Annotated in this window: 20 protein-coding genes and 1 pseudogene; 15 read left to right on the forward strand and 6 right to left on the reverse strand. The window is 60.5% G+C overall.

Going from position 1 to position 21,827, the window contains the following annotated elements; all coding sequences use genetic code 11:
- The first annotated feature begins 4 nt into the window (after positions 1-4).
- Entirely contained in the window at positions 5-1,000 is a 996-nt protein-coding gene (locus tag LZ009_RS09350) for a phosphodiester glycosidase family protein (protein WP_275697637.1), read from the forward strand.
- A 240-nt stretch (positions 1,001-1,240) separates the two neighbouring features.
- On the forward strand, positions 1,241-1,669 hold the full coding sequence (locus LZ009_RS09355) for a helix-turn-helix domain-containing protein (protein ID WP_275697638.1): 429 nt from the start codon (positions 1,241-1,243) through the stop codon (positions 1,667-1,669).
- 41 nt (positions 1,670-1,710) lie between these two features.
- Here LZ009_RS09355 and LZ009_RS09360 read toward each other — a convergent pair whose 3' ends face one another.
- Positions 1,711-3,768, reverse strand: a complete 2,058-nt coding sequence (locus LZ009_RS09360) for a DNA/RNA non-specific endonuclease (RefSeq protein ID WP_275697639.1) — start codon at positions 3,766-3,768, stop codon at positions 1,711-1,713.
- 146 nt (positions 3,769-3,914) lie between these two features.
- Between LZ009_RS09360 and LZ009_RS09365 the strand changes: the two genes are divergently transcribed.
- Positions 3,915-4,745 (forward strand): hypothetical protein, encoded by an 831-nt coding sequence (locus LZ009_RS09365; RefSeq protein ID WP_275697640.1) that lies wholly within the window; start codon positions 3,915-3,917, stop codon positions 4,743-4,745.
- Positions 4,746-5,539: 794 nt separating this feature from the next.
- Here the strand turns inward: LZ009_RS09365 and LZ009_RS24350 are convergent.
- The 3 genes and pseudogenes from LZ009_RS24350 to LZ009_RS09375 all read right to left on the reverse strand — a co-directional run.
- Positions 5,540-5,653, reverse strand: a pseudogene (locus LZ009_RS24350) (HAD domain-containing protein); the annotation flags it as partial.
- A gap of 529 nt (positions 5,654-6,182) precedes the next feature.
- Entirely contained in the window at positions 6,183-6,743 is a 561-nt protein-coding gene (locus tag LZ009_RS09370; protein ID WP_275697641.1) for a hypothetical protein, read from the reverse strand.
- Positions 6,736-7,365, reverse strand: coding sequence for a hypothetical protein (locus LZ009_RS09375; protein WP_275697642.1), 630 nt, complete (start codon positions 7,363-7,365; stop codon positions 6,736-6,738). Before LZ009_RS09375 ends, LZ009_RS09370 begins: the two co-directional genes overlap by 8 nt.
- Positions 7,366-7,859: 494 nt before the next feature.
- On the opposite strand from LZ009_RS09375, the gene LZ009_RS09380 reads away from it, so the two are divergent.
- The 9 genes from LZ009_RS09380 (at position 7,860) to LZ009_RS09420 (ending at position 14,905) form a co-directional block, all read left to right on the forward strand.
- Positions 7,860-9,950, forward strand: a complete 2,091-nt coding sequence (locus tag LZ009_RS09380) for a DUF2779 domain-containing protein (RefSeq protein ID WP_275697643.1) — start codon at positions 7,860-7,862, stop codon at positions 9,948-9,950.
- Positions 9,951-10,071: 121 nt separating this feature from the next.
- Entirely contained in the window at positions 10,072-11,073 is a 1,002-nt protein-coding gene (locus LZ009_RS09385) for a helix-turn-helix transcriptional regulator (protein ID WP_275697644.1), read from the forward strand.
- A 70-nt stretch (positions 11,074-11,143) separates the two neighbouring features.
- Complete coding sequence (locus tag LZ009_RS09390; RefSeq protein ID WP_275697645.1) at positions 11,144-11,419, forward strand: hypothetical protein; 276 nt, start codon at positions 11,144-11,146, stop codon at positions 11,417-11,419.
- Positions 11,420-11,430: 11 nt separating this feature from the next.
- Positions 11,431-11,610: a hypothetical protein gene (locus LZ009_RS09395; RefSeq protein ID WP_275697646.1), complete on the forward strand. Its 180-nt coding sequence runs from the start codon at positions 11,431-11,433 to the stop codon at positions 11,608-11,610.
- A gap of 4 nt (positions 11,611-11,614) precedes the next feature.
- Positions 11,615-11,932: a hypothetical protein gene (locus LZ009_RS09400; protein WP_275697647.1), complete on the forward strand. Its 318-nt coding sequence runs from the start codon at positions 11,615-11,617 to the stop codon at positions 11,930-11,932.
- A gap of 37 nt (positions 11,933-11,969) precedes the next feature.
- On the forward strand, positions 11,970-12,239 hold the full coding sequence (locus tag LZ009_RS09405) for a DUF2604 domain-containing protein (RefSeq protein ID WP_275697648.1): 270 nt from the start codon (positions 11,970-11,972) through the stop codon (positions 12,237-12,239).
- Between the two features lie 4 nt (positions 12,240-12,243).
- Positions 12,244-12,876: a putative metal-binding protein gene (locus LZ009_RS09410; protein WP_275697649.1), complete on the forward strand. Its 633-nt coding sequence runs from the start codon at positions 12,244-12,246 to the stop codon at positions 12,874-12,876.
- Complete coding sequence (locus LZ009_RS09415) at positions 12,873-13,358, forward strand: MPN domain-containing protein (protein WP_275697650.1); 486 nt, start codon at positions 12,873-12,875, stop codon at positions 13,356-13,358. The genes LZ009_RS09410 and LZ009_RS09415 overlap by 4 nt, the downstream gene beginning before the upstream one ends.
- A 2-nt stretch (positions 13,359-13,360) precedes the next feature.
- Positions 13,361-14,905 (forward strand): E2 ligase fold family C protein, encoded by a 1,545-nt coding sequence (locus LZ009_RS09420; RefSeq protein WP_275697651.1) that lies wholly within the window; start codon positions 13,361-13,363, stop codon positions 14,903-14,905.
- Between the two features lie 423 nt (positions 14,906-15,328).
- On the opposite strand, the gene LZ009_RS09425 is transcribed toward LZ009_RS09420, so the two are convergent.
- Positions 15,329-15,529 (reverse strand): hypothetical protein, encoded by a 201-nt coding sequence (locus tag LZ009_RS09425; RefSeq protein WP_275697652.1) that lies wholly within the window; start codon positions 15,527-15,529, stop codon positions 15,329-15,331.
- Between the two features lie 869 nt (positions 15,530-16,398).
- Here LZ009_RS09425 and LZ009_RS09430 point away from each other — a divergent pair.
- Positions 16,399-16,986 (forward strand): hypothetical protein, encoded by a 588-nt coding sequence (locus LZ009_RS09430; RefSeq protein WP_275697653.1) that lies wholly within the window; start codon positions 16,399-16,401, stop codon positions 16,984-16,986.
- Between the two features lie 544 nt (positions 16,987-17,530).
- Here the strand turns inward: LZ009_RS09430 and LZ009_RS09435 are convergent.
- Positions 17,531-18,067: a hypothetical protein gene (locus LZ009_RS09435; RefSeq protein ID WP_275697654.1), complete on the reverse strand. Its 537-nt coding sequence runs from the start codon at positions 18,065-18,067 to the stop codon at positions 17,531-17,533.
- A 551-nt stretch (positions 18,068-18,618) separates the two neighbouring features.
- Between LZ009_RS09435 and LZ009_RS09440 the strand changes: the two genes are divergently transcribed.
- Together LZ009_RS09440 and LZ009_RS09445 are read left to right on the forward strand one after the other, a co-directional pair.
- On the forward strand, positions 18,619-20,442 hold the full coding sequence (locus tag LZ009_RS09440) for a type I restriction-modification system subunit M (protein WP_275697655.1): 1,824 nt from the start codon (positions 18,619-18,621) through the stop codon (positions 20,440-20,442).
- Positions 20,439-21,803: a restriction endonuclease subunit S gene (locus LZ009_RS09445; RefSeq protein WP_275697656.1), complete on the forward strand. Its 1,365-nt coding sequence runs from the start codon at positions 20,439-20,441 to the stop codon at positions 21,801-21,803. The genes LZ009_RS09440 and LZ009_RS09445 overlap by 4 nt, the downstream gene beginning before the upstream one ends.
- Positions 21,804-21,827 lie beyond the last annotated feature (24 nt).

The following is a 21,827-nucleotide window of genomic DNA, read 5'->3' on the forward strand; positions in this document are numbered from 1 at the left end:
AAGCATGCTTTGGTTGCGTATTTGCCTGTTGGCGCTCTGGTGGTGGCTTCCATTGATTGCCCCGGCGGGAGACGACTGCCCCACGCTACCCACCTCAGCGGAATTCACAACACGAGCTATCGGACTGGAAATTCTCGAGGCAAAGATTGATGCCGCGACCATCAACTCGATTACCGTCATTCGACTCGCACCTGAAATGTGGAGTCCCAAGGTCTGGGACATGCGGCAGGTGGGCAGTCTCTACACGCAGCAGAAGAAATATCTGCAGCCCGCGTACTCGGTTGAAGAGTCCCTCACCTTTTTCCGAGGGGACGTTGTTGCCAGCAGCGCCGGCTTCACGCAGACATATAACGCACCCGTTCCGGCGGGCCTAGTGCAGTTGGATTACGTCGAACACTCGCCCGTTTTTCAGTCAAGAGTTCTGGATGGATTCGTGTGCGTACAGCCGTCGGGGCAAGTGAGCATCCTGTCTCGACTTGTAGAAGGCGTCCGGCGGGCACCGGAGAATGCGCAGGGTTGTAGGGACGCAGTACAGGCTGGCCCAGTGCTTGTTTTCGATGCAAAGCCGCAGATTTCCACCCACGCGATGACGACACTCCGGGTGGCCTTGGGGGTTGATGCAGCCGGCCGGACACTCCTGGTGTACTCACCTTCTGCAACGACGCGCGGACTCGGCTGCGCCTTGAGTAGCCAGGCAATTGGCGCAACGGCCGCCATCAATCTACAGGGCGACGCCTACGGAGGCATAGCCTTCAGCGCACTGCTGGAGCGAAATGCAAAACTGGAGGGATTGGGGACGCCCGACCGAGTCGTCGCGACTGCCCTTGTCTTCGCGCGCAACAACGGGCCTTCAGCGGCAATGCCATCTCCCAATCTGAAAATGGGGAGCCCCCAGCGGACAGGTGCCGCATCGCGTCTAAACGTGGAACCGTTCAACAAAGCCGCGAAGGGGGCGCCTGTTGTTAGCTGCTCTGAAACCCGAAATGCGATGTGCAAGTGACGATGGCATTCACTCTGCAGGTCGGTCGCGTCGCCGCCTCGACAATCCACAGCAAGTGTGGATAACTCTATCCTCGGGCTCCCGTCGCGCCCCCCGGGAGGCGCGCCGGTGCTGGCTTAGGCCCAGAGTGCGCAATTTTTAACCACCGACCTCCCGTTTTGGTTGCATGGACTTCAGCGGTGGGAACGCTCCAACTGCCGAGCTGCACGTCCGGCCATTTAGGTCAGGCAGAATGGCTTCATGCCAAACGTAGCATCTGTCCTGAAGGACGAAATCGCCCGCGTTGCACGCAAAGAGCTGCGCGCAGAAATCGAACCGTTGAAGCGGGCGAGCGCCCAGAACCGCAGCTCCATAGCCGCACTCAAGCGTGAGATTGCCAGTCTGCAAAAGCAGTTGAGGAAGTCGGCTCGCTCCAGTGGCGCGTCTCAAGAGCGCGGGGGCGAAGACTCTGACGGCCCGCGCCGGCGCTTCAGTGCAACCCGGCTGGCTGCACACCGCAAGAAGCTCGGGCTCTCCGCGGCCGAGTACGGCAAACTCGCTGGAGTCTCTGGCCAGTCCGTCTACAAGTGGGAGCAAGGCAGTACCCGTCCAAGAGCAAGCCAGCTGGAAAGCGTCGCAGAGGTTCGTGCGCTAGGCAAGCGCGAGGCGCGGGCTCGCCTGGTGGGGTGACCTGAGGCCTAGCTGGAGCTCGGTAGTACTCAGGCAGTCTGTCAACGGAACGTATCGGCCCTGCGCAACTGCGGCATTGCCAAGCCGGTTCGTTCCTCGATGGAACGGATTGGCGTCTGCTCGTACTCTCCGAAGTCGATTTCTTCCGTAATCGGTCCGTGGGCGCGAATCTCGTCGGACTGGTCCAGCACGAAACCCGCCGCCTTGAGCTTTCCATCTTCTACCCAAGCAACAATCTTCCAAAACTCCGTAGGCACGCGCATGCCTTGCTTGCGTTTGCCGGCCGGGGCGCCTGCTTTGAGCTGGTTGAAGAACTTGTCTTCGACACTGAAGATTGGGCCGGCGAAGTAAGACACTCGGTTGCCCTCCTCCAAGTGCCTAGTGATGATGTCCTCCAGGTCGCCCCATTCGACATTGTTGAAGTTTGCAATCATCGGCGTGGCGTTTGTGATGACAAACGAACTGAAGTCGGCTCGCTCAAGTTCCTCGTCGGTGCTCCCTTGGACTGCGTCCTCTCTCTTGAACAAGTGCCCGCGCTGCATCGCAGTGCTGAAAATCTCGTCGTCTGGCTGATGCTCGTCGTCCATCCGAGGGTCAAACGTCCACGAGGGACGCTTGGGCATTCCCCTATTCATGACGTTCTTCCACAGTACCGCTCCGTCCACGTTGCCCGCTGCAAAGAAGGCAGTACGCCTGGCCCCATTCATGACGAGGGAGTAGTTGACATAGTTCAGGACGATGTCATCCGAGTCTCTTAGCCTGGCCGCGTCCTTCGCGGCCTCAAAGGTGAGCTTAGGAAGCTCGATGCGGTACTTTCTCTTGGTCGATTCGTCGGCGCCGTTCCCCGCGAGGAAATCTGGAAGGTAGCCCTCCATCCCTTCGAAGAAGTCAGGCTTGCGCCGAATCAGCTTCTCTTCCATCCCGAACGCATCGGGGCTGATGTCTTCCGGGATTCCCAGGCGAATCGTGGTCTGCGATACCGGTCCTTGCTTCAGCGGGTCCTGTGCCACCACCTTAATCCTGCGCAAGGCCGCATCGGCTGCGCGAGCTTGTTCCCCGGCGGCAGCCACCTTGCCTCGCAAGGACGCATAGATGCGGCTCACGCGCGTCCCCTCGTTCGTCACGTAGGCGATGGATGCCCGTGAATCACCTTCTCTGGCAGGCGTGTTATCCAGGCGAATAATGGTTGGTTTCCCGTCTCGCAGCTCAATTTTGGGGACACCTCCGCGGTGCAGCGCCACTGCGAACCATTCGTCGGTGCACACAGGCGAGCCTGACGAACCTTTCAAGGTGTCGGCGCCGTAAAACAGCGAGTTCTGTTCGCCCGTAGCGTCCAGTCGGTCCTTCGGGGGCTCCATGAAGTAGTTGTCCCTCAGGACGACGCGCTTGTCTTGTCCCAGAGGGTGTTGAATGATGTTCGCAGCCTGCTTGCGGTTCGGGTCCACCTTTCCGGGCTGCTCGAAGAGCCGGAGAAATCCAAATTGCGCGCTCGACTCGCCATCTGCCGTAGCGGCCGCTATGGCAACGAAGCAGTAGTCCAAATCCTTGTCCGCGACGTACAGCTCACTGGGGTTGAGGTCGAACAGCTTCGGCGACTTCGGCTTACCGTCCAATCCGTCTTCTTGGTTGAAGGATACGTACGAGGCCTGCGCAACCTCGAATGACGGCAGGACGTGATGATTCGTGAGCAGTAGCCCCGGCGCGACGAGGAAGCCGGTGGCGTCACCGTCCTCACCTGCCACACCTCGCACTGTTATCTTCCCAACAGCCTTTGCCGCAAGCAGGCCAATTTCGAGATAGCGGATTGGCCGCAGGTCGTTGGTTCCGAACGCCACCTCTTGAGTAGCCTCATCCAACCGCAGGAGAGCCGGCGCGTCAACAGGCTGTGGCGCAATCACGCCCGTGGCGGCCTTTGCCGTACGCACGGCATGAGCCAAGACCGCTAGCCGGTCAGACTTTGAGGTAAAACGCTCTGCATTCACCACACCCAACTCGAAGCGGGCCTTGGCGACCGCCTCCGGCGGCGCCGACTGCTCCGCTCTAACAAAGGTGTCGAATCGCGTGGCGGCGTCACGCAGTTCAGCCAGTTTGATGCCCATGTTGTCGCGCCCCTCTTGGTCGACCTTTCTAGCACCGACTGTTAACGACTTCTAGTGCGTCACCCCGACGGGTCATCCAATTGGATTAGGTCGTTCTTGACAGGAGCTCGGGACGCGCTCAGTTCTGCGACGCTGAGGGGAGAAAGGTGGCAAACCCGCAGGCTCAGTCGACTTTCAGAGATGCCGACCCGATTGAATGGCTGGCGGCCAGCGGGTATGGTGGGGCCTCTTCTTCTTGGCCTCTACAGGCCGAATTGAAAGGATTGCCTATGGCTGCGAGAGGCCTTCTTCAAGACGACCTGTTGATGCTTCGGCTGCGCGAGCAGCCCGAGTTCGCGGCCCGTTTGGTCGAATTCATTAACCTTCGACAACTCGAGGGCAAGCCGATGCTAGTCCTACAGGCGCGCCCAACCTCCGACACAAGCTTTGACGTCGCCGCTGTGGAGCGTAGCGCGCAAGCCGCGATGCGGCAGGGTTGCAAGAACACACGCAATGAATGGGATGGGTTCTTCGCAGGAAGTCAGCTTCGGCCCTGCTTTCAGGGCTGGGAGACGGGACGTCTTGGTTGGGCTTTTGAAGCGCATCGTGACGGTCACTTCTTCGCTGCCATTTGGACGTTCCCGCAGGTCGAGGTGCCCTCGAAGAAGGCCGCTATCGCGGTCGCGAATGTGTACGCCGTGATGTTCCCGCAGTTCTTTGAAGTCGTCGCGCTTGCTCTCGAGGACCTGGACCCACCTCCGATGTACTGCATCACGGCAACCCTTGTTGGAGCAGACAACCTCGTCTACGCGGAGGTCACTTCTTCTGGGCGTCTCGTGCACAAGGCCCCTGCACTCGCGCCTCAAAACCTGCAATGGCCCGTTTTTGAAGCGCAAGTGGGCGGCATGTCGTGGACAAGCTCCATGATTGCACTGGCGAAGGGTCTAGCGGGAGCCTACGGCCAGCAAACACCCAGAGGTGCCATTGACCTGGCATAAACGCGCGCATCGCTCGAATTGCTCCGCCAGCTGAGTAGGTTGGCATACTGACAGCCATGGGTCTGTTCCGCACATTGCTCTACTGGGCAGGGGACCGGGTTGCTAGGGACCGACTGCGGCCGTCCACAAGGCTTAAGAACGCCATCAGTCCCTTTAACCGCTATGGACACTGCTTCAGCTGCAACGGGAGCGGCAAGCGGCACTTCGACTGCAGTAAGTGCAGCGGCTCTGGGAACGTCACGGTCAGCTGCCGAACGTGCAGCGGAACTGGCGATTTCATCCTTGAGTGCAGAAAGTGCACTGGTACGGGTACGCGCGTGTGGACTTGTGATTCCTGCGGTGGCACTGGCGAATTCGTGCGGCCGGCCATTGCCTGCAAGATGTGCCGCGGGAGCCGTTGGCTAGATGGCACGACCTGCCACTACTGCAATGGCCGCGGGGAGCAAAGGCCCGCACTACGCAGAATCTGTCGCGGATGTGAAGGCGTCCCACATAGGACATTCGTTTGTGAGGCGTGCCGGGCCAGCGGCAAGTTCCACTCGCCATGCCGCAGGTGCGAATCGTCCGGCAAAGTGACGCTGACCTGCAAGAAGTGTGACGGCCATGGCAGCTACTGGTTCTCCTGCAAGAAGTGCGGCGGGGACGGCTGGTTCAAGATGGGCCCGAAATAGGAGGGGACTTCCGGAAGGGTCGGTCGGCGAGGCGACTTGCCCCCGTCAGTCTGGCTGACAGTTCGCTAGCGAGGCTGCTGCAATTGCTCGCTACAGACTAGCTGAGTCCAGAGAGCTTTCGTCTTAGATGTTCCAGACGGCTGCTGGCGAGATGCCCTCATATGGGTCCGTCTGCACATAGTGCCCCATTGCCCACTTCGGCCAGCCCAGGGCGTCGTCGTCGAGCGCCAACCAACTGGATGGCTTGCGACGCTAGACATCCAGGCCAAACCTGTTCTCGCGAGACAGATACTGGTAATAGTCGCCAGGCTCTGCGAGCTCATACGTGGCGCCAATAACGCGCGAACGAAGTGACTCCGACAAGTGCCGAATTGCCCCTTCAGCCCAAGCTTCTGAGCCCACGACGTGCTCAGGACAATGCGGATGTCGGGATGTGGAGCAAGGAGTTCGTCCAGAAGGCCCACCTGCTGGAAGAGCGAGTATCGAGCCGGCACTTCCAAGAACAGCCGGCGCTCGTCCGACCACCGGCGCTCTACTCCGCCGTCGACAAGCTGGCCGTCTACGAGGAGTTCGAAAGCCAAGTCGCCGGGCCGGATGGCGCGGACGTCTGCCTAGTTGCGGCGACGCGCCATCTTGCGTTCAAGACGGCGAGCAGGGCCCCGGCCCGGGCGTGCGGACTAACGTGCTCTACGTCGTCGCGTTCCACAAGGGAACGGCGCCGGAGCAAATTGCGGTCGCCAAACGGGTCCAGTTCGCCTGAGCGCGTTCAGATGGCGCCAAGCTGTCGGATTGCTTGGTCGATGTGCGGGCGCAGCTTCCAAATCCAGTGCTCATCACCCTCGACACGCCCGTCGCCCACAGCGAGCGCGCAGGTCATCACCGGCGAATTGTCCTTCCGGCGCGGGAGCTCCTCTGGCATCTCGGCGAAGAGCATTGCGCCCAGCAAGCCGTAGTGGAGGTTGGCGGCGCCGAAGCTCGCGTACCCAGCGGCTTCGGCTAGCTGCGTCGCGGTGATGCGCTGGTTGGGTGCCTTGTAGTGGGCGCGGAGCATGGCCCTCTGGCCGTTCGAGGCTCTCGCCAAAACGCGTGACAACGCGTGCACGGCCTCATCGACGGAAGGGTCAGCGCCCTTTCGTGCTGCTGCCTTCACCGCCTGACGGTCGACCAGCAAGGTAACGAGCTTGCTGTACACCTCGTCGAGGGACGTGCCGGTGACCTTCTCCTCGATGCGGCCCCCGCGCCAGAGCGCGCCGCGGTGCTCGCCGTCGATGAGCCGCGCGACCAGCATGTACTCACCAGCCTCCAAGGACTTAATTTCGTCATCCACGGCTCTTCTCCTTCGCGTTGAACAGGACCTTCTCCTCCACCAGACGGTCAAGAGCCTTGGCCAGCTCGTGATGCATCACCAGCTCAAACTCCCCACCTTCAGGTGTGACAGAGCTGCCGACCCCGATGGAGCTGCTGTAGAACGGCGCGTCGCGCCGGCTGCTCGGGAGGAACTCCATCCCGACGGCAAGGCCCAGCTGCTTGCCTAGCGTGCCGAACTCTCGGTTGGCGTAGCTGTGGGGTCGGTCTTCAGACACCTTCACCCCTGCTCGAGCGGCTGCGTGTGCCAGTTCGGTATACGTGGCGGTGCGGTTGTGGGCTTCGTAGAGAAACTGCAGCATGGCCAGAGACGGCGACTTGAGCTGACCTGCAGCGACCAAACTTTTGAGGGCCTCGTAGTAGTCCGCCGAACCCGGGACGCTCCAGCGGTTCTCCTGCTTCTGCATGAATCGCAGCAGCTTCGTATGGTCGGTGTCCACCCCGTTCTCTTTGAGGAACTCGGCCACTTCCCGCCAAGACCACTTCTTGTCTCGGAGAGTCTTGATGGTCTCCAGGTGTTCTGCCAAGTCTTGTCTGGCAGGCGCTTTTCGGGCTTTTTCGAGCAGAGCTTCCGGTGACGGCACGGGCCTCTCCTGGGAGGGATTCGCTCAGTCTACACCTTTTTGCACCAATTTGCACCATTCAGTGCAAGCCCGCACCAGCTAGGCCGAGGCCCGGTCTTCGACATACGTCTCCCAGACAGGCATTGCCATGACAAGGCCGGCCCGGCTTCAGCACTTCGATTTCAGGTGGAGGCGGCTCGACGCGTTCAGCGTGTTGAAGTGAGCCAGTAGATTCTAGGCGTCCTTGATGAACGCGGCGTGTGCTCTAGAACTTTCCATTTCAGTCGCTCTCCGGGCTGCCGCGCGCTGCCCCCGCCTACCCTGCCGGCGGCAGGCAAAACCTTTTAGTTACGCCCCTCCGGTATCGCTCGAAGAAGAGCGTCTTGCTGATTAAGCGCTCGGCCACTCCAAGCAAACTCTCCCCCGCAAGGAGCGCCCCTACTCCATCCAACTGGGGTAGCGCGTGCATTGCACGGGTGCTACTGTGATATGAGCAGTTAATAAGGAGGGCGACTATGGTGGGACCGCTGACGAAGTCGCGATTCAAGCTCGCAATCGATTGCCCGACGAAGCTGCACTACGCGAAAAGCGAGAACGGCTACAGGAACCAGAACGAAGGCAATGACTTTCTGGAAGCGCTTGCCGACGGAGGGCACCAGGTGGGCGCTCTTGCCAAGTTTCGCTATCACCCGGACCCGTACGGCGCCGGCATCACGGTCGACACGTTGGTCAAGGATGACGCCATACGCGAAACCCAAGCGAAACTGGCGGCTCCCGGCCGCGTAGTCATCGCCGAAGCGGCTCTCGCGTACGAGACGTACTTCATCCGCGTTGACGTTCTCATTCGAGACGGACAGCTTATCGAATTGATTGAGGTTAAGTCCAAGAGCGTGAGCAATAGCGATGTCCAGAAGCGCTTTCAGGGGCCTGAGTGGCGTCCGTACCTTTACGACATCGCGTTCCAGACACTCGTGGCCGAGAAGGTCTTCCCTGGCTACACAATCGTCCCCAAGCTCGTCCTGGTCAACAAGGAGCTGCCCTGCGACGTGGAAGGCCTGCACCAGAACTTCCGCATCGTTCCTGACGCATCCACTCGCTCTGTCCGAGTCGAGGTAGCGTCTGGCTTCGACCCTGCGATTGCGCGGAACTTGAGCATCCTGCGTGAAGTAGACGTCACCGACGTGGTGAACAAGCTCAGGACAACGCCGCTCATCGTCGCCGGCGTCGGTGCCCCTCACAACTCCGCGCTGGAGCCGTTCATGCGCTGGGCAGCAAGCATCCAGCAGCAACCGGACGCCTTTTTTGGCGGCCTGACCAAGGGCTGCAAGCTCTGCGAGTTCCGAGCCGACGACGGCGACCAGGCGCGAAGCGGGAGGCATGAGTGCTGGCAGCGTGCCATCGCCGCGGGGATGCTGGAGAACACGGGCGACCCGACGGACCGCCGCTTGCCACTGTCAGTGGAAATCTGGGGCGGTGCAGCGGGCTCCAAGAGCATGGCCGGCGCCGTGCTGGACGCCAAGCGCGCATTCATCTTCGATGTGCAGGCCGACGACGTGCGCCCCACGCAAGACAAAGCCGCCATAGGTTTCACGCCGTTCGAGAGACGAATGGTTCAAGTCGAAGCCTTCAGGAGCGGTCCTGCCCACGTCATCAAAGAGCCTCGGCTCTTGGAGATGGATGACTGGGCGCGGCCTCTGCACATGATTGACTTCGAAACCAGCACCGCCGCCCTGCCCTTCTTTGCTGGCCAGCGACCGTACGAAACAGTCGCCTTCCAGTTCAGCCACCACATCCTGGAGCGCGCCGGGGACATCGGCGTCCGAGTGAGGCACGAGACCCAATGGATTAGCGTTGATGCGACGACGAACCCCAACGTCGACTTTGCGCGGGCACTACGGGCAGCCTTGATGCCGCAAGGCGTGCTGCAGGGCACGGTCTTCAGGTATCACAACCATGAAAACACGGTCTTGCGAGGCCTGCGGCAGGTCATCGCCAACCGCAATGACGCCGACAAGCAGCAGCTGCTCGACTTCATCGACCTCGTCACCAAGCCGTCGGATGCAGAAGCCAAGCAGGGCGTCCAGGCGGGGGCCAAGACAATGGTGGACCTGCACCGGCTAGTCCAAGAGGGCTACTACTCCAAGGTCGCAGGCGGCAGCATCTCACTGAAGTACATCCTGCCGGCCATTCTCAACGAGGCACCTGGAGTCGCCAGGTACTTCTCTCAGCCCGGGCTCTTCGCAGGGCCCGCAGTCACCAGCAAGAACTTCAGCCACCAAGACGGTCACGTCTGGCTCCAGGCCGAATACGACAACAACCCGTACAAGACCCTGCCGCCCATCTTCTCGGGGGAGCGCGCCTCTCTCAACGAGATGCTCTTGAGACTGGCTGGCGACGATGGCGAGGAGACGGCAATCAACCAGGGCGGCATGGCGATGACCGCCTGGAACTTCACGCAGTTTGCGGACCTCTCGGCTGACGAGCGCGTCGCTATTCGGGATGCCCTGCTTCGGTACTGCGAACTGGACACGCTGGCCATGGTCATGTTGGTGATGGGCCTTTTTGAGCTGCGCGGTCACCCACTTCAGTTACTGGTGACCAACTGAGCTTTTGGAATTTTGAACGGGAGGAGGTGCAATGCGCCAGACATCAGGAAGTAGTCCGGTGAGCCGGGGAAAGCGCAGCGACCTATCGGCGCGTGGGAGTGGAGCGAAGAGCACTCGTTCGGTGAAGCCGAAGAAGTCGCGCGTGACGAAAATCAGTCTCCAGCGCATCGCGAAGATTGTGCGGCTCATTCGCCGCAAGGGCGTCGTTCCGATGCGCCAGTTCCGCGAAGAGTTCGAGAGTGTCTCCGAGAAGACTATTACCCGCGACATAGAGTTCCTCCGCGACCGTTTCGAGTGCCCCATCGAGTGGAGCCGCAACAAAGGCGGGTGGGTCATCGACGACAACGGGCAGTTCGAGCTGCCCGGGGTGTGGTTCGAGGCGTCAGAGGTTTTCGCGCTGCTCATGATGCTGCGGTTGGTCAAAGGGGTGCAGCCTGGCCTCCTGGAGGAACACCTGGGGCCGCTGGAAAGTCGTCTGCGTCGGATGCTGTCGGTGGGCGCTCCCAAGGCGAACCTGGAAGGCAAGGTCAAGCTGATTCACTTCGCTCCTCGCAAGGTGGACCCGAGGCACTTCCAGGTGCTCGCAAGCGCGCTGCTTGACGGCAAGAAGGTGCACCTGAAGTACTGGGTTCGCGAGCGCCAGGAGCTGACCGAACGAACAGTCTCGCCGCAGCAGCTGACGCACTACCGCGAGAACTGGCTGCTCGATGCCTGGTGCCACTTGCGAGGGGACTTGCGGTCATTCTCCCTGGACTCCATCCGCCAGGTCCAGGTTTTGGACGAGCCGGCCGACACGCTGACGCGTGAGCAGATGGACGAGCATTTCCAAAGCGGGTACGGCCTCTTCGCCGGCCACGCGATGCACCGGGCGCGTCTTAAGTTCAGTCCCCGTCGGGCGGAAACAGTGTCTCTGGAGACTTGGCACCCCGACGAGACGAGCGAGACGCTGGCTGATGGAAGCTACCTGCTGGAGGTCCCGTACTCGAACGACGAGGAGCTGGTTGCAGACCTTCTGAGGCATGGACCCGAAGTGGAAGTCCTTGGCCCGCCCGAACTTCGTCAGAAGGTCTACAAGACTTTGTGCAGTGCAGCAGAAAAATATGTTCTCCGGGGTGCCGGGTAGGACATTCGTTGTCCTAGTGCCCCCGAAACAATCCTGTCCCAGCTCGGGAAGGTCCCGATTGGAGTCCAGGATGAAGGTGAACTTTGCACATCTGCGCGAGCGCGCCCAGGCCGGCGGCTGGATTAACTTCGCCGTCTTTGACGCCCAGTCGTCGTCCGGCACCAGCGCTGACAACTCCAAGCTCCTGGCGCAGCTGACTGTCCGCGCCCGCGCCACGTTGCGGGTCGACCAGGCCGCCTTGGTGTTCACAAACGCCGGGCGCCTGCAGTTCTTCGGCAGCCCTCCCCTCGTCGAGTACCTGTCCCGCAGTGACTTGCCAGGCTGGACCCACCACATCGAAATCTGAAAGGCACTCCCATGGCCAAGAACACCCCCATCGGCGACAACGCACGCCGCGGCGCTGTGCGCGACCGCTCCCAAGTCTTCAATCCCCAGAACGACACCTGGACGAAGCGTGATACCGGAAACGGCCGCTTCATGGACCAGAAGAAGGACGGCGACCCGTTCAAGGGTGTGCGCAAGGAAAAGAAGGACTGAGGCGATGGTCGACGAACTGACCGAAGTGCTCTATCAACACCCGGAAGACTGCCGGGCGTGCGGAGCCGCGCTGTTTTCCGCCGCAGGCCTGGCGACGATTGCCGGCCTCTACGTGAAAGTCGGCACTGCGGCCGTGTCCATCGCCACCAGCATAGCGGGCCAGCCTGCTGAATACGGCGCCGCTCAGCTCCTTCCCGGCATGTGGACCTGGTGGATTCCGGAATCCCTCGCTGGTTTTCTGCTTTATGCCGCAGTCGGTGCCGCTGGGCTCCTGCTCGCCCGGGCGGCAAAAAAAGTACAGAAGCTGCTTCGCGCGCTCTAGGCGCGCAAAGCAGCTTGTCCAATTACCTGGAGAAATGATGGCAACGAAAGAAGACAAAGACATTCACCTAAAGGTGGTCGTGAACGGCAACGGCGTCCCGCTGAAGGGTGCCCCCACGGACCTGCTGGGGTCTCTTGTTGTGCCCGCTTTGGAGAAGGCAAACGTCGCCGACAAGTCCGAGACCGACCGTTGGGTCTTCACGGACAGCGCCGGACAGACCTTGGACAAGGCACGGGCCCTCGCGAGCTTCGGGTTCGCACATAACGCCGAGATTTTTCTGAACCTGACCGCGGGTGTGGTCGGCTGACCCGGTGTACACCGACCCTCATGTGGTGCGGCGCAAGGTGGAGCGTGAGCTACGCCACCTAGTCGACCGCATCGACTACTTTCGAGAGCGGGGCATCTGGGTCTTGGAGTACCGGTTTCCGACGCTGCTGGTCGCGTTCGCAGCTGCACGATTCACGCCACACCCCATCGTCCCGTTCGGCGTGTTGCTCGAATTGAGCAACTACGACGTAGAACCGCCTTCGGTTTCGTTCGTCAATCCGTTCACCAAGGTGCCACTGAAGCGCAATCAACTCGCAACTGAACTGCAGCGGGTCAGGCTCCTGCCGCCATCAGACCTTCAGCCTGGTCGGGCACCGAATGGACCGACCGGTCCCGACGGACAGCCCCTTCGACAAGGCGTGCCAGAGCGGTTCCTTCAGTTCTGGTCCGACGACGACATCCCGTTCATGTGCATGCGTGGAGTTCGCGAGTATCACAACAACCCGGGGCATACCGGCGATTCTTGGTGGCTGCACCGGGCGCAGAACGCTGGAAGCATCATTCGGCTTCTGGAAATCATCGCGAAGTACGGTACAGAGCCCATGGTGCAGCAGAACTTCTCGGTCCAGGTGCAAGCCGCAGGCATCGTCGTGCAGCAAATTGTGGAACCCGCATGAGCCTGCTTTCCGACGTCACAGAAGTGCGCGTGCCGCGCCAAGTGCTTACCGATGGGTACGAATCCATGCGGTTAGCTGGAAAGCTGGGGCTCGAAGGCATGGTGCTTTGGGCGGGCCAACAAGAGGGCACGCTTTTTCAAGTCACTCAGCTCATTGTTCCGAAACAACGGGGTCTGCGCACGGCTGATGGTCTCTGCGCGGTGGTTGACGGGGACGAGTTGGCGCGCTTGAACGTGCACCTCTATCGGAACTCACTCGACCTCGTCGCCCAAATACATACCCATCCTGGCGCGGCCTACCACTCAGAGACCGACGACAAGTTCGCTATAGCCACCACTATCGGCTGCTTTTCCATTGTGGTACCCAGCTTCGCGGTGCGTGACTTCCCTCTAGCCGAGTGCGCCGTCTACCGGTTGGACGACGCTGGAGCGTGGAACGAAGTTGACGAATCCGAAAGTCCAAACCGAATCGTGGTGGTCTGACCATGGCCCTTGCAGATTACTTCTACAGAAATACTCAGGCGGCCGCAGCACTGGTGAGCGGATTTGACGCCGAGTTGCTCGCAAAGAAGCTCGAAGCGCATGTCGTTGGGCTCGCCCTTGACGAGACAGCTCAGTCGAGCGCCGAGGCGCAAGCGACAGCTGATTTGGCAGTGCGTTTGCTTGCGCGGCTCTACCCTACCCTTGCTATCGTTCCACTTGGGAAGGCCAAGCCGGCGAGCCTGACCGGTCTGAAGCAGCTTGCAAGAGAAATCAATCCAAAGATTGACATCGACGACAGCCTCGAGCGCGCCACAGTCCTTCTTGTCGTGGGTCGCAGCCGCGCGCCTGATTCGAGAGCATCGCCAGACCACACCTGGTATCTGGGCTCAGATAACTGGATTGCTGCTGTGAATCGCGCCGCCCTGGTTGGGAGCGGCCCGAGCAGCAATCCCTTAGGGGCTGGTGCTGCGGCGTGCATTGGCGTGGCCAACGTGTTCAGGGCGATTTTCCAGGACGAAGTCGGCAAGGCAGCACTTGACGACAGCGTTCGCGTCTCGCTCCTGGACCTGCGTCCCGCAACTGCGAAATCGTCGAACCCCGAGTTGGCCCGAGTGACTCTCAAGGACGTTCACCTGGCTGGCGTCGGCGCGATTGGTAACGGCGTTCTTTGGGCGCTCACTCGCATGCGCTGCAGCGGTGACCTGCACATCATCGACCCGGAAAAGGTCTCGGACAGCAACCTGCAGCGCTACGTGATGCTCAAGGCTGGGGACTTGGGCAAGGAGAAGGCCCCTCTCGCCGTCACCTGGTTCGGGGAATCCAAAGGCTTCTCGGTGAAGGAAAAAGTCTCGGACTGGGCCACACACGTTGCCGAAGTGCCGGGCTACCGGGTGGACACCGTGTTGAGCGCCGTAGATACCGCCGCCGCGCGCATCCAGATTCAGGCCAGCCTGCCCCGCGTCATCTTCAACGCATGGACGCAGAAAGGGGAGGCGGGACTCTCGAGACACGCCGACTTCCTCTCGTCTATGGCCTGCCTGGCCTGCCTTTACCTCCCTACCGGCGAGTTGAAAAACGAGGACGCATTGGTCCTTGAGGCACTCAAGTTGCCCAACGACAAGCCCACGCTTGACCAGGTCCGCCGTCGACTGCAGCAGAACCTTCCTACGGATGTCGAGTTTCTCCAGCGAATCGCAACTGCCGCAGGCGTCGCCTATGAGAAGCTGGCCGGATTCGAGAATCGCCCGTTGCGCGACCTCTACGTTGACGCAGTCTGCGGCGGCCAAGTCATGGAGTTCCACAAAGCGGCCATCCAGGCGAGGGCCGAAGTCCCCATGGGATTCCAGTCAGCCTTTGCCGGGTTGCTGATAGCAGCCGAACTGGCGCGACCGGCCGCCCTCGACGAGACCGTGACGCAGATTGACCTGATGGCACCGTTTCCGAGGCGACCCAGTCGACTGAGGGCGAAAACGCTAAAGCCGCACTGCCTGTGCGCAGACCAAGATTTCCGCGACGTGTACGCAGAGAAGTATGGAATTTCGAGTTGAAGCTTGAAGCGAGGAAACTAATGACCAAGTGGGCCGACTATGTCGTAACGGGCGTGAAGTACAGCGCCGGAGACCTCCACGTGCAAAGGGTTGGAAGTGCGTGAGCACGAGGATAACAAGCTCGTGCGAACGCGGGCGATGACCCGCCCCTGATGTCGTGGACTTGCTGGCGAAGGGCAAGACCAGTAACGTCGTACACGCCGATAAACAGCGCGCTCGTCCCAGGTCTGCCTAGGAACGACACCAACCCAGTGCAGTCCTTGAATACTGCGCGGCCCTGCAGCGACTGATAGGTTTCGAAATGGCCCTCCCGGTAGAGCAAGTCGACGTCCCAGCGTGGGTCTTGGTGGCGAACCAGCTTGGTCTTGACGCTCTCGTCGAAGCCGTAGGGCGCGAGTATGGTGGCGAGGTTGAGCATGCGGCCTACTTTGCCAGCACTGTCCCCTCATCGCGCCTTACAGGCTCGACTCGCTCGCCGTTGACAAACACCTCGCCGCCGCGCACTTCGATGACGATGAGACCGAATGTGGACTGCCAGTGCACCGTCACGTCACCTGAATTCGCGCCCGCGCGGGCGCTTGCCGCCCGTATCCGGTTCAGCTCGACCTGAGATGGAACGTCCATATGCAATACTGTACGTCCATACAGCATCCAAGTCCAGAGCGACAACAGGATTTTTTAAGCGTCGCGGATATTGAGCCAGAGCCTATGCGCCCGCTCGGGTCGCAGCCTGACACTAAGCAAAAGCCTATTCGCCCGCTCGGGGCGAACCTGACGATTTGCGGAGCGGGAGCGGCCCCCGCTGACTGAGCTCCACTGCGGACGGCTGTTTGTGCTTCCCGTAACGGTCGCCTGTCTTGCTGTTCTTATAGTCGCCGCCCTTGTGCGATGAGCCGCTTCCTCCTTTGTAGGGGCCGCCATGGCTACTCGTGTCCTTTCCCCCGCCGTACGACGGTCGGCCCCCGCCACCGCCCTTGCCTTTCGCATCGGCAGCCATCGGTGCCACGGCCAGGGCACATGCGACGACGAAGGTAAAAAGAGAGGTTGTACGCATCGGGTGTCTGCTTGAAGCCGTCATCCTGTTGACCTTTTGCGCGGCTGCGAAAGGGACTTTCCCTAGGCGTCACCTCTTCGGGGTAGAACGGGCTGCGGTTAGCCAACCTCAGTCTTGCTGCAGTCCTCCCGAGCGTGCACTTGATGCGCTGGATTCCTGCAGAACTTCCTAATGACGGTTTGATTAGAGAACTCGGACAAGCTCAATACGGCAACCGAACCAGGGCGTATCCTTAACCGCCCCTTGCGGAAGTCTCGCTCCTCCTGTAAAAAAGCAGTGCGCAAGCCGACCTCGTGAATCTGTCCATTTGTTCTGGGATGGATTCCTCGGCCAGCGCAGTTGCGCCCGTTGGAGCGCCAGACTCTGGCGCAGTCCGATGCATCGTTCCTGTATACGGCGTCACGAGTTGGCGCTACCGCACATGGCGCGGAGGGCTGACATGACTGCGCAAACGCACGCTCTTATTCAGTTAGTCGCTGGCATCGTGTTCGCTGCAATTACCCTGTGGTTTCTGTGGCAAGCATTTGATTCGACCAGGGCTCCCACCCAGCTGCGGTACGACATCGTCCACTATGTGTGTTCGCTGGGCGCCGGGGCTTCTGGTGCATTTTTTACTGGCGCGGCTCTTCTAAGCGCAGACGTCACGTTTGGGCCTGGGAGCAAGCTTGCGTTTCAAGGCACTGCTGGCGTAGCTCTGTTCGGATTGGTGTTCCTGCTTTTCCGAAGTCGCGCGCCGTCTCCATCGGGTAACGGAGGGTCGGTGGTTTCCATTGGCACCCAAACGCCGTTCGAGCAGGTTGCACAGGCGATTGCCAGCGAAGCAGGCGCCACAATCGACCTGTCCTCCCTGTCTGCGACCGAGCGGGCGGTGGTTCCGGCAAGTGAAAACCTCCTTTGCGGCACCTTCCAGCAAGCAAAACAATCGCTCGCTAGATTGGGACAACTTGTTCCGAAGGGCGCAGTGCGAGCGTATAGGGTGGACCTAGACGAAGCGGCAAAGCACTTTACGCTTCACGTCCTTCAGTGAAACAGAATCGATGGAAGAGCGAGGCGTGCATCCATGGCCGTGACAAACAACTGCAACTGCGACATGCCTCCCGGTGGGGGAGGTGCCTGCGAACCATATCAACTCGCGATTTGTCGTAATGACGGGGTGAACTGCCGTCATGAGTGTCGAGACCCGCCGGCATTTCGTATTGGTCCAGATGCGCTAGAAAGTTGGTGTTATGAGATGGTGACCGGCATTCCTCAGACCGGTCCACTTGGACCGAAGGAGCTGGCAACAATTCGGAGCGGTCGCTATTTTGACGCTTCCACAAACGAAGAGGTCACATTCAAAGTTCCCCGCGAAGAAGGAGACCCAGTGAACGCAAGCGTAGTCGCAGAAGCGTAGCGCGGGCTACACCTCATCTAGCAGGTCGACCCAATTTCTGTCTTGCTGCGGTCTAGCGGCATGATACGGGCAAGCAGAGCTGCAATACGGCTCATGAACGCCTCCCGGTCGCTCGCCGCCTCGGTGCCTACCCAAGACACCTCAAGAACAGCGGGACCGCCTATCAATTGCCAAAACTTCAATCTTCGGGGGTTCGCACTCGGAAGTGCGAACCGCGCTGCCACGGTAGACGCAGCCCAGGAACCACCCTATAGCGGCACCACATTGCACGGTGCTTCACCAGTTCAGATATGGTCGACGCCGGATGGCACCAACGCGCATCTTCCATGGTTTGTGGCGCGAGCTCGCGCTCCAGTGTCAGTGGCACCTTCGCGAGCACGAGGTGCTCGGCCATGAATGTGCGGAGACGCTCGCGCCCCGCGCGGCCGCGCCATTCCTCAGGTGTAGCTAGCAGATGCTCAATGATGCACTTCAACGGCACAACATGCTCCTCGCGCGCCGGCCCCGTCGTATCGAATGCATCGCCGCAGTACACGTAATCGCGCTGCAGTTCGCCGCCCGCGCGCAACGCGGCGCTCAGGTCGTGACCAAGCAGCTTGGTAAGCGGCAGATAGGTGCAACTCCAAGCGTCGCGCTCATCGCGACGGGATGGAAAGTTCGCGTACGTCTGCAGAACGCCCTGCGCTTGTCGCAAGAAGAGGTCGGCTCGGCACATGATGAAATCGGGAGGAAATTAAAGCCTGTCCTGAGTATGGCTAGTTTTCCACGAGCGTACCCACTGGCCAACCGTACGCACCGCTAAATCATGCGGGCGGTCGATGAGGCTCTTAAGCCAGGTGAGGTAGAGGCTGCCTCTTCACTTCAAAGCGGCTGGGACGGGATGAAGGCGCCCTGCTCGCCGGCCGCATTGTTGCATCCTCTCCTCAAAGATTGGGGGCTTACATCTGCGATGAGGTCCCAGGGAGCTGCGGCGCTGGTCAGGCTAATCGCATACTGTTAACGTATATCTGTTCGCTACATCTCAAGTACGCTCCACGTCCCAATGCCTCGCCCGCTCCGAAAGACTGCAGCCACCTCGCTGAAGATGACCCCTGAGGTTCGAGACCTCTGGGAGCAGTGCGCGGCCGCAGAAAGCCGCAGCCTAACCAATCTTTTTGAGGTCATGGTGCGCGACCGGGCGAAGGCGCTGAATCTCCAGCCCCGACCGGCTCCCACACCGGCTCTTCGCAAGACTGCAACCAAGAACACCAAAAACTGAAAGCATTCATGGCACAGAACTTCTCCGAACTCGCCAACTTCCTCTGGTCAGTCGCCGACCTGCTCCGCGGCGACTACAAGCAGGCCGACTACGGTAAGGTCATCCTGCCGTTCACGTTGCTGCGCCGACTGGATTGCGTCCTCGAGAAGACCAAGTCGGATGTCCTGGCAGAATACACGAAGCGCAAGGACACTGGTGTCAACCTAGACCTGGTCCTAAAGAAGAAGAGCAAGGAAGCCTTCTACAACTCCAGCGTCTTCACGCTGCCCGGCCTGCTCGCGGACCCCGCGCACATCCGACAGAACCTCATCTCCTACGTGACGGACTTCTCCGCCGACGCACGGGACGTGTTCGAGCGCTTCAAGTTCGTGGACCGGGTCGCAGAGCTGGACGACAAGGACCTGCTGTTCAAGCTGGTGCAGATGTTCGCCAACGTGGACCTTCATCCGGACGTGGTCCCCAACGAGACCATGGGGCTGGTCTTCGAGGAGCTGATTCGGAAGTTCGCGGAAGCCTCGAACGAGACCGCGGGGGAGCACTTCACGCCTCGCGAAGTCATCCAGCTCATCGTGCACTGTCTATTCACCGGTGACGACGAGGCGCTGTCGAAGCCCGGGGTGATTCGCTCGATGTACGACCCCACCGCCGGCACCGGCGGCATCCTGTCCGTGGGCGAGGCCGTGGCCCGGAGCATCAACAAAACGGCCAAGATGGTCCTTTTCGGCCAAGAGCTGAACGACGAGAGCTACGCCATTTGCAAGGCGGACATGCTTATCAAAGGGCAGGACCCGAAGAACATCGTCAGAGGCAATACCCTGTCGGCCGACGGTTTCCCGAACGAGAAGTTCGACTACGGCGCGGCGAACCCGCCTTTCGGCGTGGACTGGAAGAAGGTCCTCGAGGCCATCAAGACGGAGCACGAGAAGAAGGGCTTCGCGGGCCGGTTCGGCCCTGGGCTGCCGCGCATCTCGGACGGCTCACTGCTGTTCCTGATGCACTTGATTTCTAAGATGCGTCCGGCTGCCGAAGGCGGTGGCCGAGTGGGCATCGTTCTGAATGGCTCGCCGCTGTTCACTGGCGACGCAGGCTCAGGCGAGTCTGAAATCCGTCGCTGGGTGCTCGAGAACGACATGCTCGATGCCATCATCGCGCTGCCGAACGACCTGTTCTACAACACGGGAATTGCCACCTACATCTGGATTCTGGACAACGACAAGAAGGCTGACCGCAAAGGCAAGGTGCAGCTGATTGACGCCACCCGGATGTTCGCCAAGATGAGGAAGTCGCTTGGAAGCAAGCGAGTGCTCATCACTGAGGCCCAGGTCGCCGAAATCGTGAAGGTCTACGCCACCTGTACGAAGGACGCCACGTTCGTGCTGGAGTTCAAGGAACCCGCGAAGGGTTCCAATGGAGACGACCAGGCGGAGCCTGAGGTACCGCGCATCGTGTCGAAGGTGTTTGACACCAAGTTCTTCGGCTACCGGAAGGTCACCGTCGACCGGCCACCGCAGGAAGGCAAGGCGGTGACCGTGAAATTGAAGAAGGGGCAAAAGCCCTACGACCCGGAACTGCGCGACACCGAGAACGTTCCCCTTACGGAGGAGCTCAAGGCGTACATGAAGCGAGAGGTGCTGCCGCATGTTCCAGATGCCTACGTTAACGAAGAGGTCCGCGACGAGAAGGACGGACAAGTTGGCAAGGTCGGCTATGAAATCAGCTTCAACCGCTACTTCTACGTCTACAAGCCGCCTCGGAAGCCGGTCGTCATCGCCAAGGAGATTGGCGACATGGAAAAGCGCTTTCTGGAGTTGATGAAGGGGGTGCTGACGTGAGAGCGTCCAAGAGGACTTCCGCCGCGCCTTACCTCGGTGCGGTTCCAGAGCATTGGACAGACATCAGCCTGAAGCACTTGCTTCGGGCACCCGTGACAGATGGACCGCACGAAACACCGGCCTTCGTAGACGAATCGGAGGGGCGTCCGTTCCTCTCTGTGGACGCGATTCAGGATGGGGAGCTTGTTCTCGACGGATGTCGCTATGTTGCCCCACAGGCGTTCGATGAATACAGGAAAAAAGCGGCGCCAGAGCTCGATGACATTCTCATGGGGAAGGCGGCATCCACCGGGAAAATCGCGCGCGTAAAGACATCCACCCCATTCGCCATCTGGTCACCTCTCGCGCTTATAAGACCCGCCAAGAATAGGCTGGACAGCCGATTTCTGGAGTACGTCCTGAAGAGCCCAGCGCTGCAGCAGCAAATCGAGGACCTCTGCAACTCAAATACGCAGAAGAACATCGGGATGGGTGACATCCCGCGCTTGGCGTTTGCGCTCCCGCCCATGCAGGAGCAGGAGCGCACCGCCGACTTCCTCGATGAGCAGACTGCGCGAATTGATGCGTTGATTGCAGAAAAGGCACAGCTTCTTCAGGCGCTTGCAGAGAGCGAAGCCAGCCAAGTGTTGGCTGAAGTGACGGGCCAGACGCGCGAGGCCCCTGGTGAACTATCCCCGGAGAAGCCGGAGGCTGCCGCATTACCAGCCGGATGGAAACTCCCACAACTGGCGCGACTTGTCTCGAAGCTCACCAACGGCTTCGTCGGACCGACAAGGGACATCCTCGTACCGGCGGGTGTGCGGTATCTGCAATCGCTGCACATCAAGTCGGGACAGGTCGACTTCGAGCGCGGCGAATATTACGTGACGGAGGACTGGTCTCAGGTGCACTTGAAATCGGTGCTCCAAGTCGGCGACGTTCTCATTGTGCAGACTGGCGACATCGGTCAGACGGCCGTCGTCACCGAGGAATTCGCTGGATGTAACTGCCACGCACTCATCATCGCGACACCGCGCCGCGAACTGGTCATCCCAGAGTACCTCGAACTCGTGCTCAGAAGTGCATACGGCCGGGCCGCCTTCAACCTGTATGCCACAGGTGCATTGCACCCGCACCTGAACTGCTCAAATATCCGAGACATTCGAGTGCCCCTGCCGCCTCTCGCAGTCCAACGGAAGATTGTGGCGAATAGCACTTCCATCGGAGCCGCACACCGCAAGCTGCGCTCCCACGTGGAAGAGCACATTGAGCGCCTGCGCGAATACCGCTCCTCTTTGATTTCAGCGGCTGTGACCGGCCAGCTTGACATCAGCACCTCCGGAAGCAAGCCTGCCGCCCGCCCCGCGGAGGCTCTGGCGTGAGATGCCTCGCCGCGGATAGAGCGC

The organism is Ramlibacter paludis, assembly GCF_022012305.1.
Lineage (GTDB): Bacteria > Pseudomonadota > Gammaproteobacteria > Burkholderiales > Burkholderiaceae_C > Ramlibacter > Ramlibacter paludis.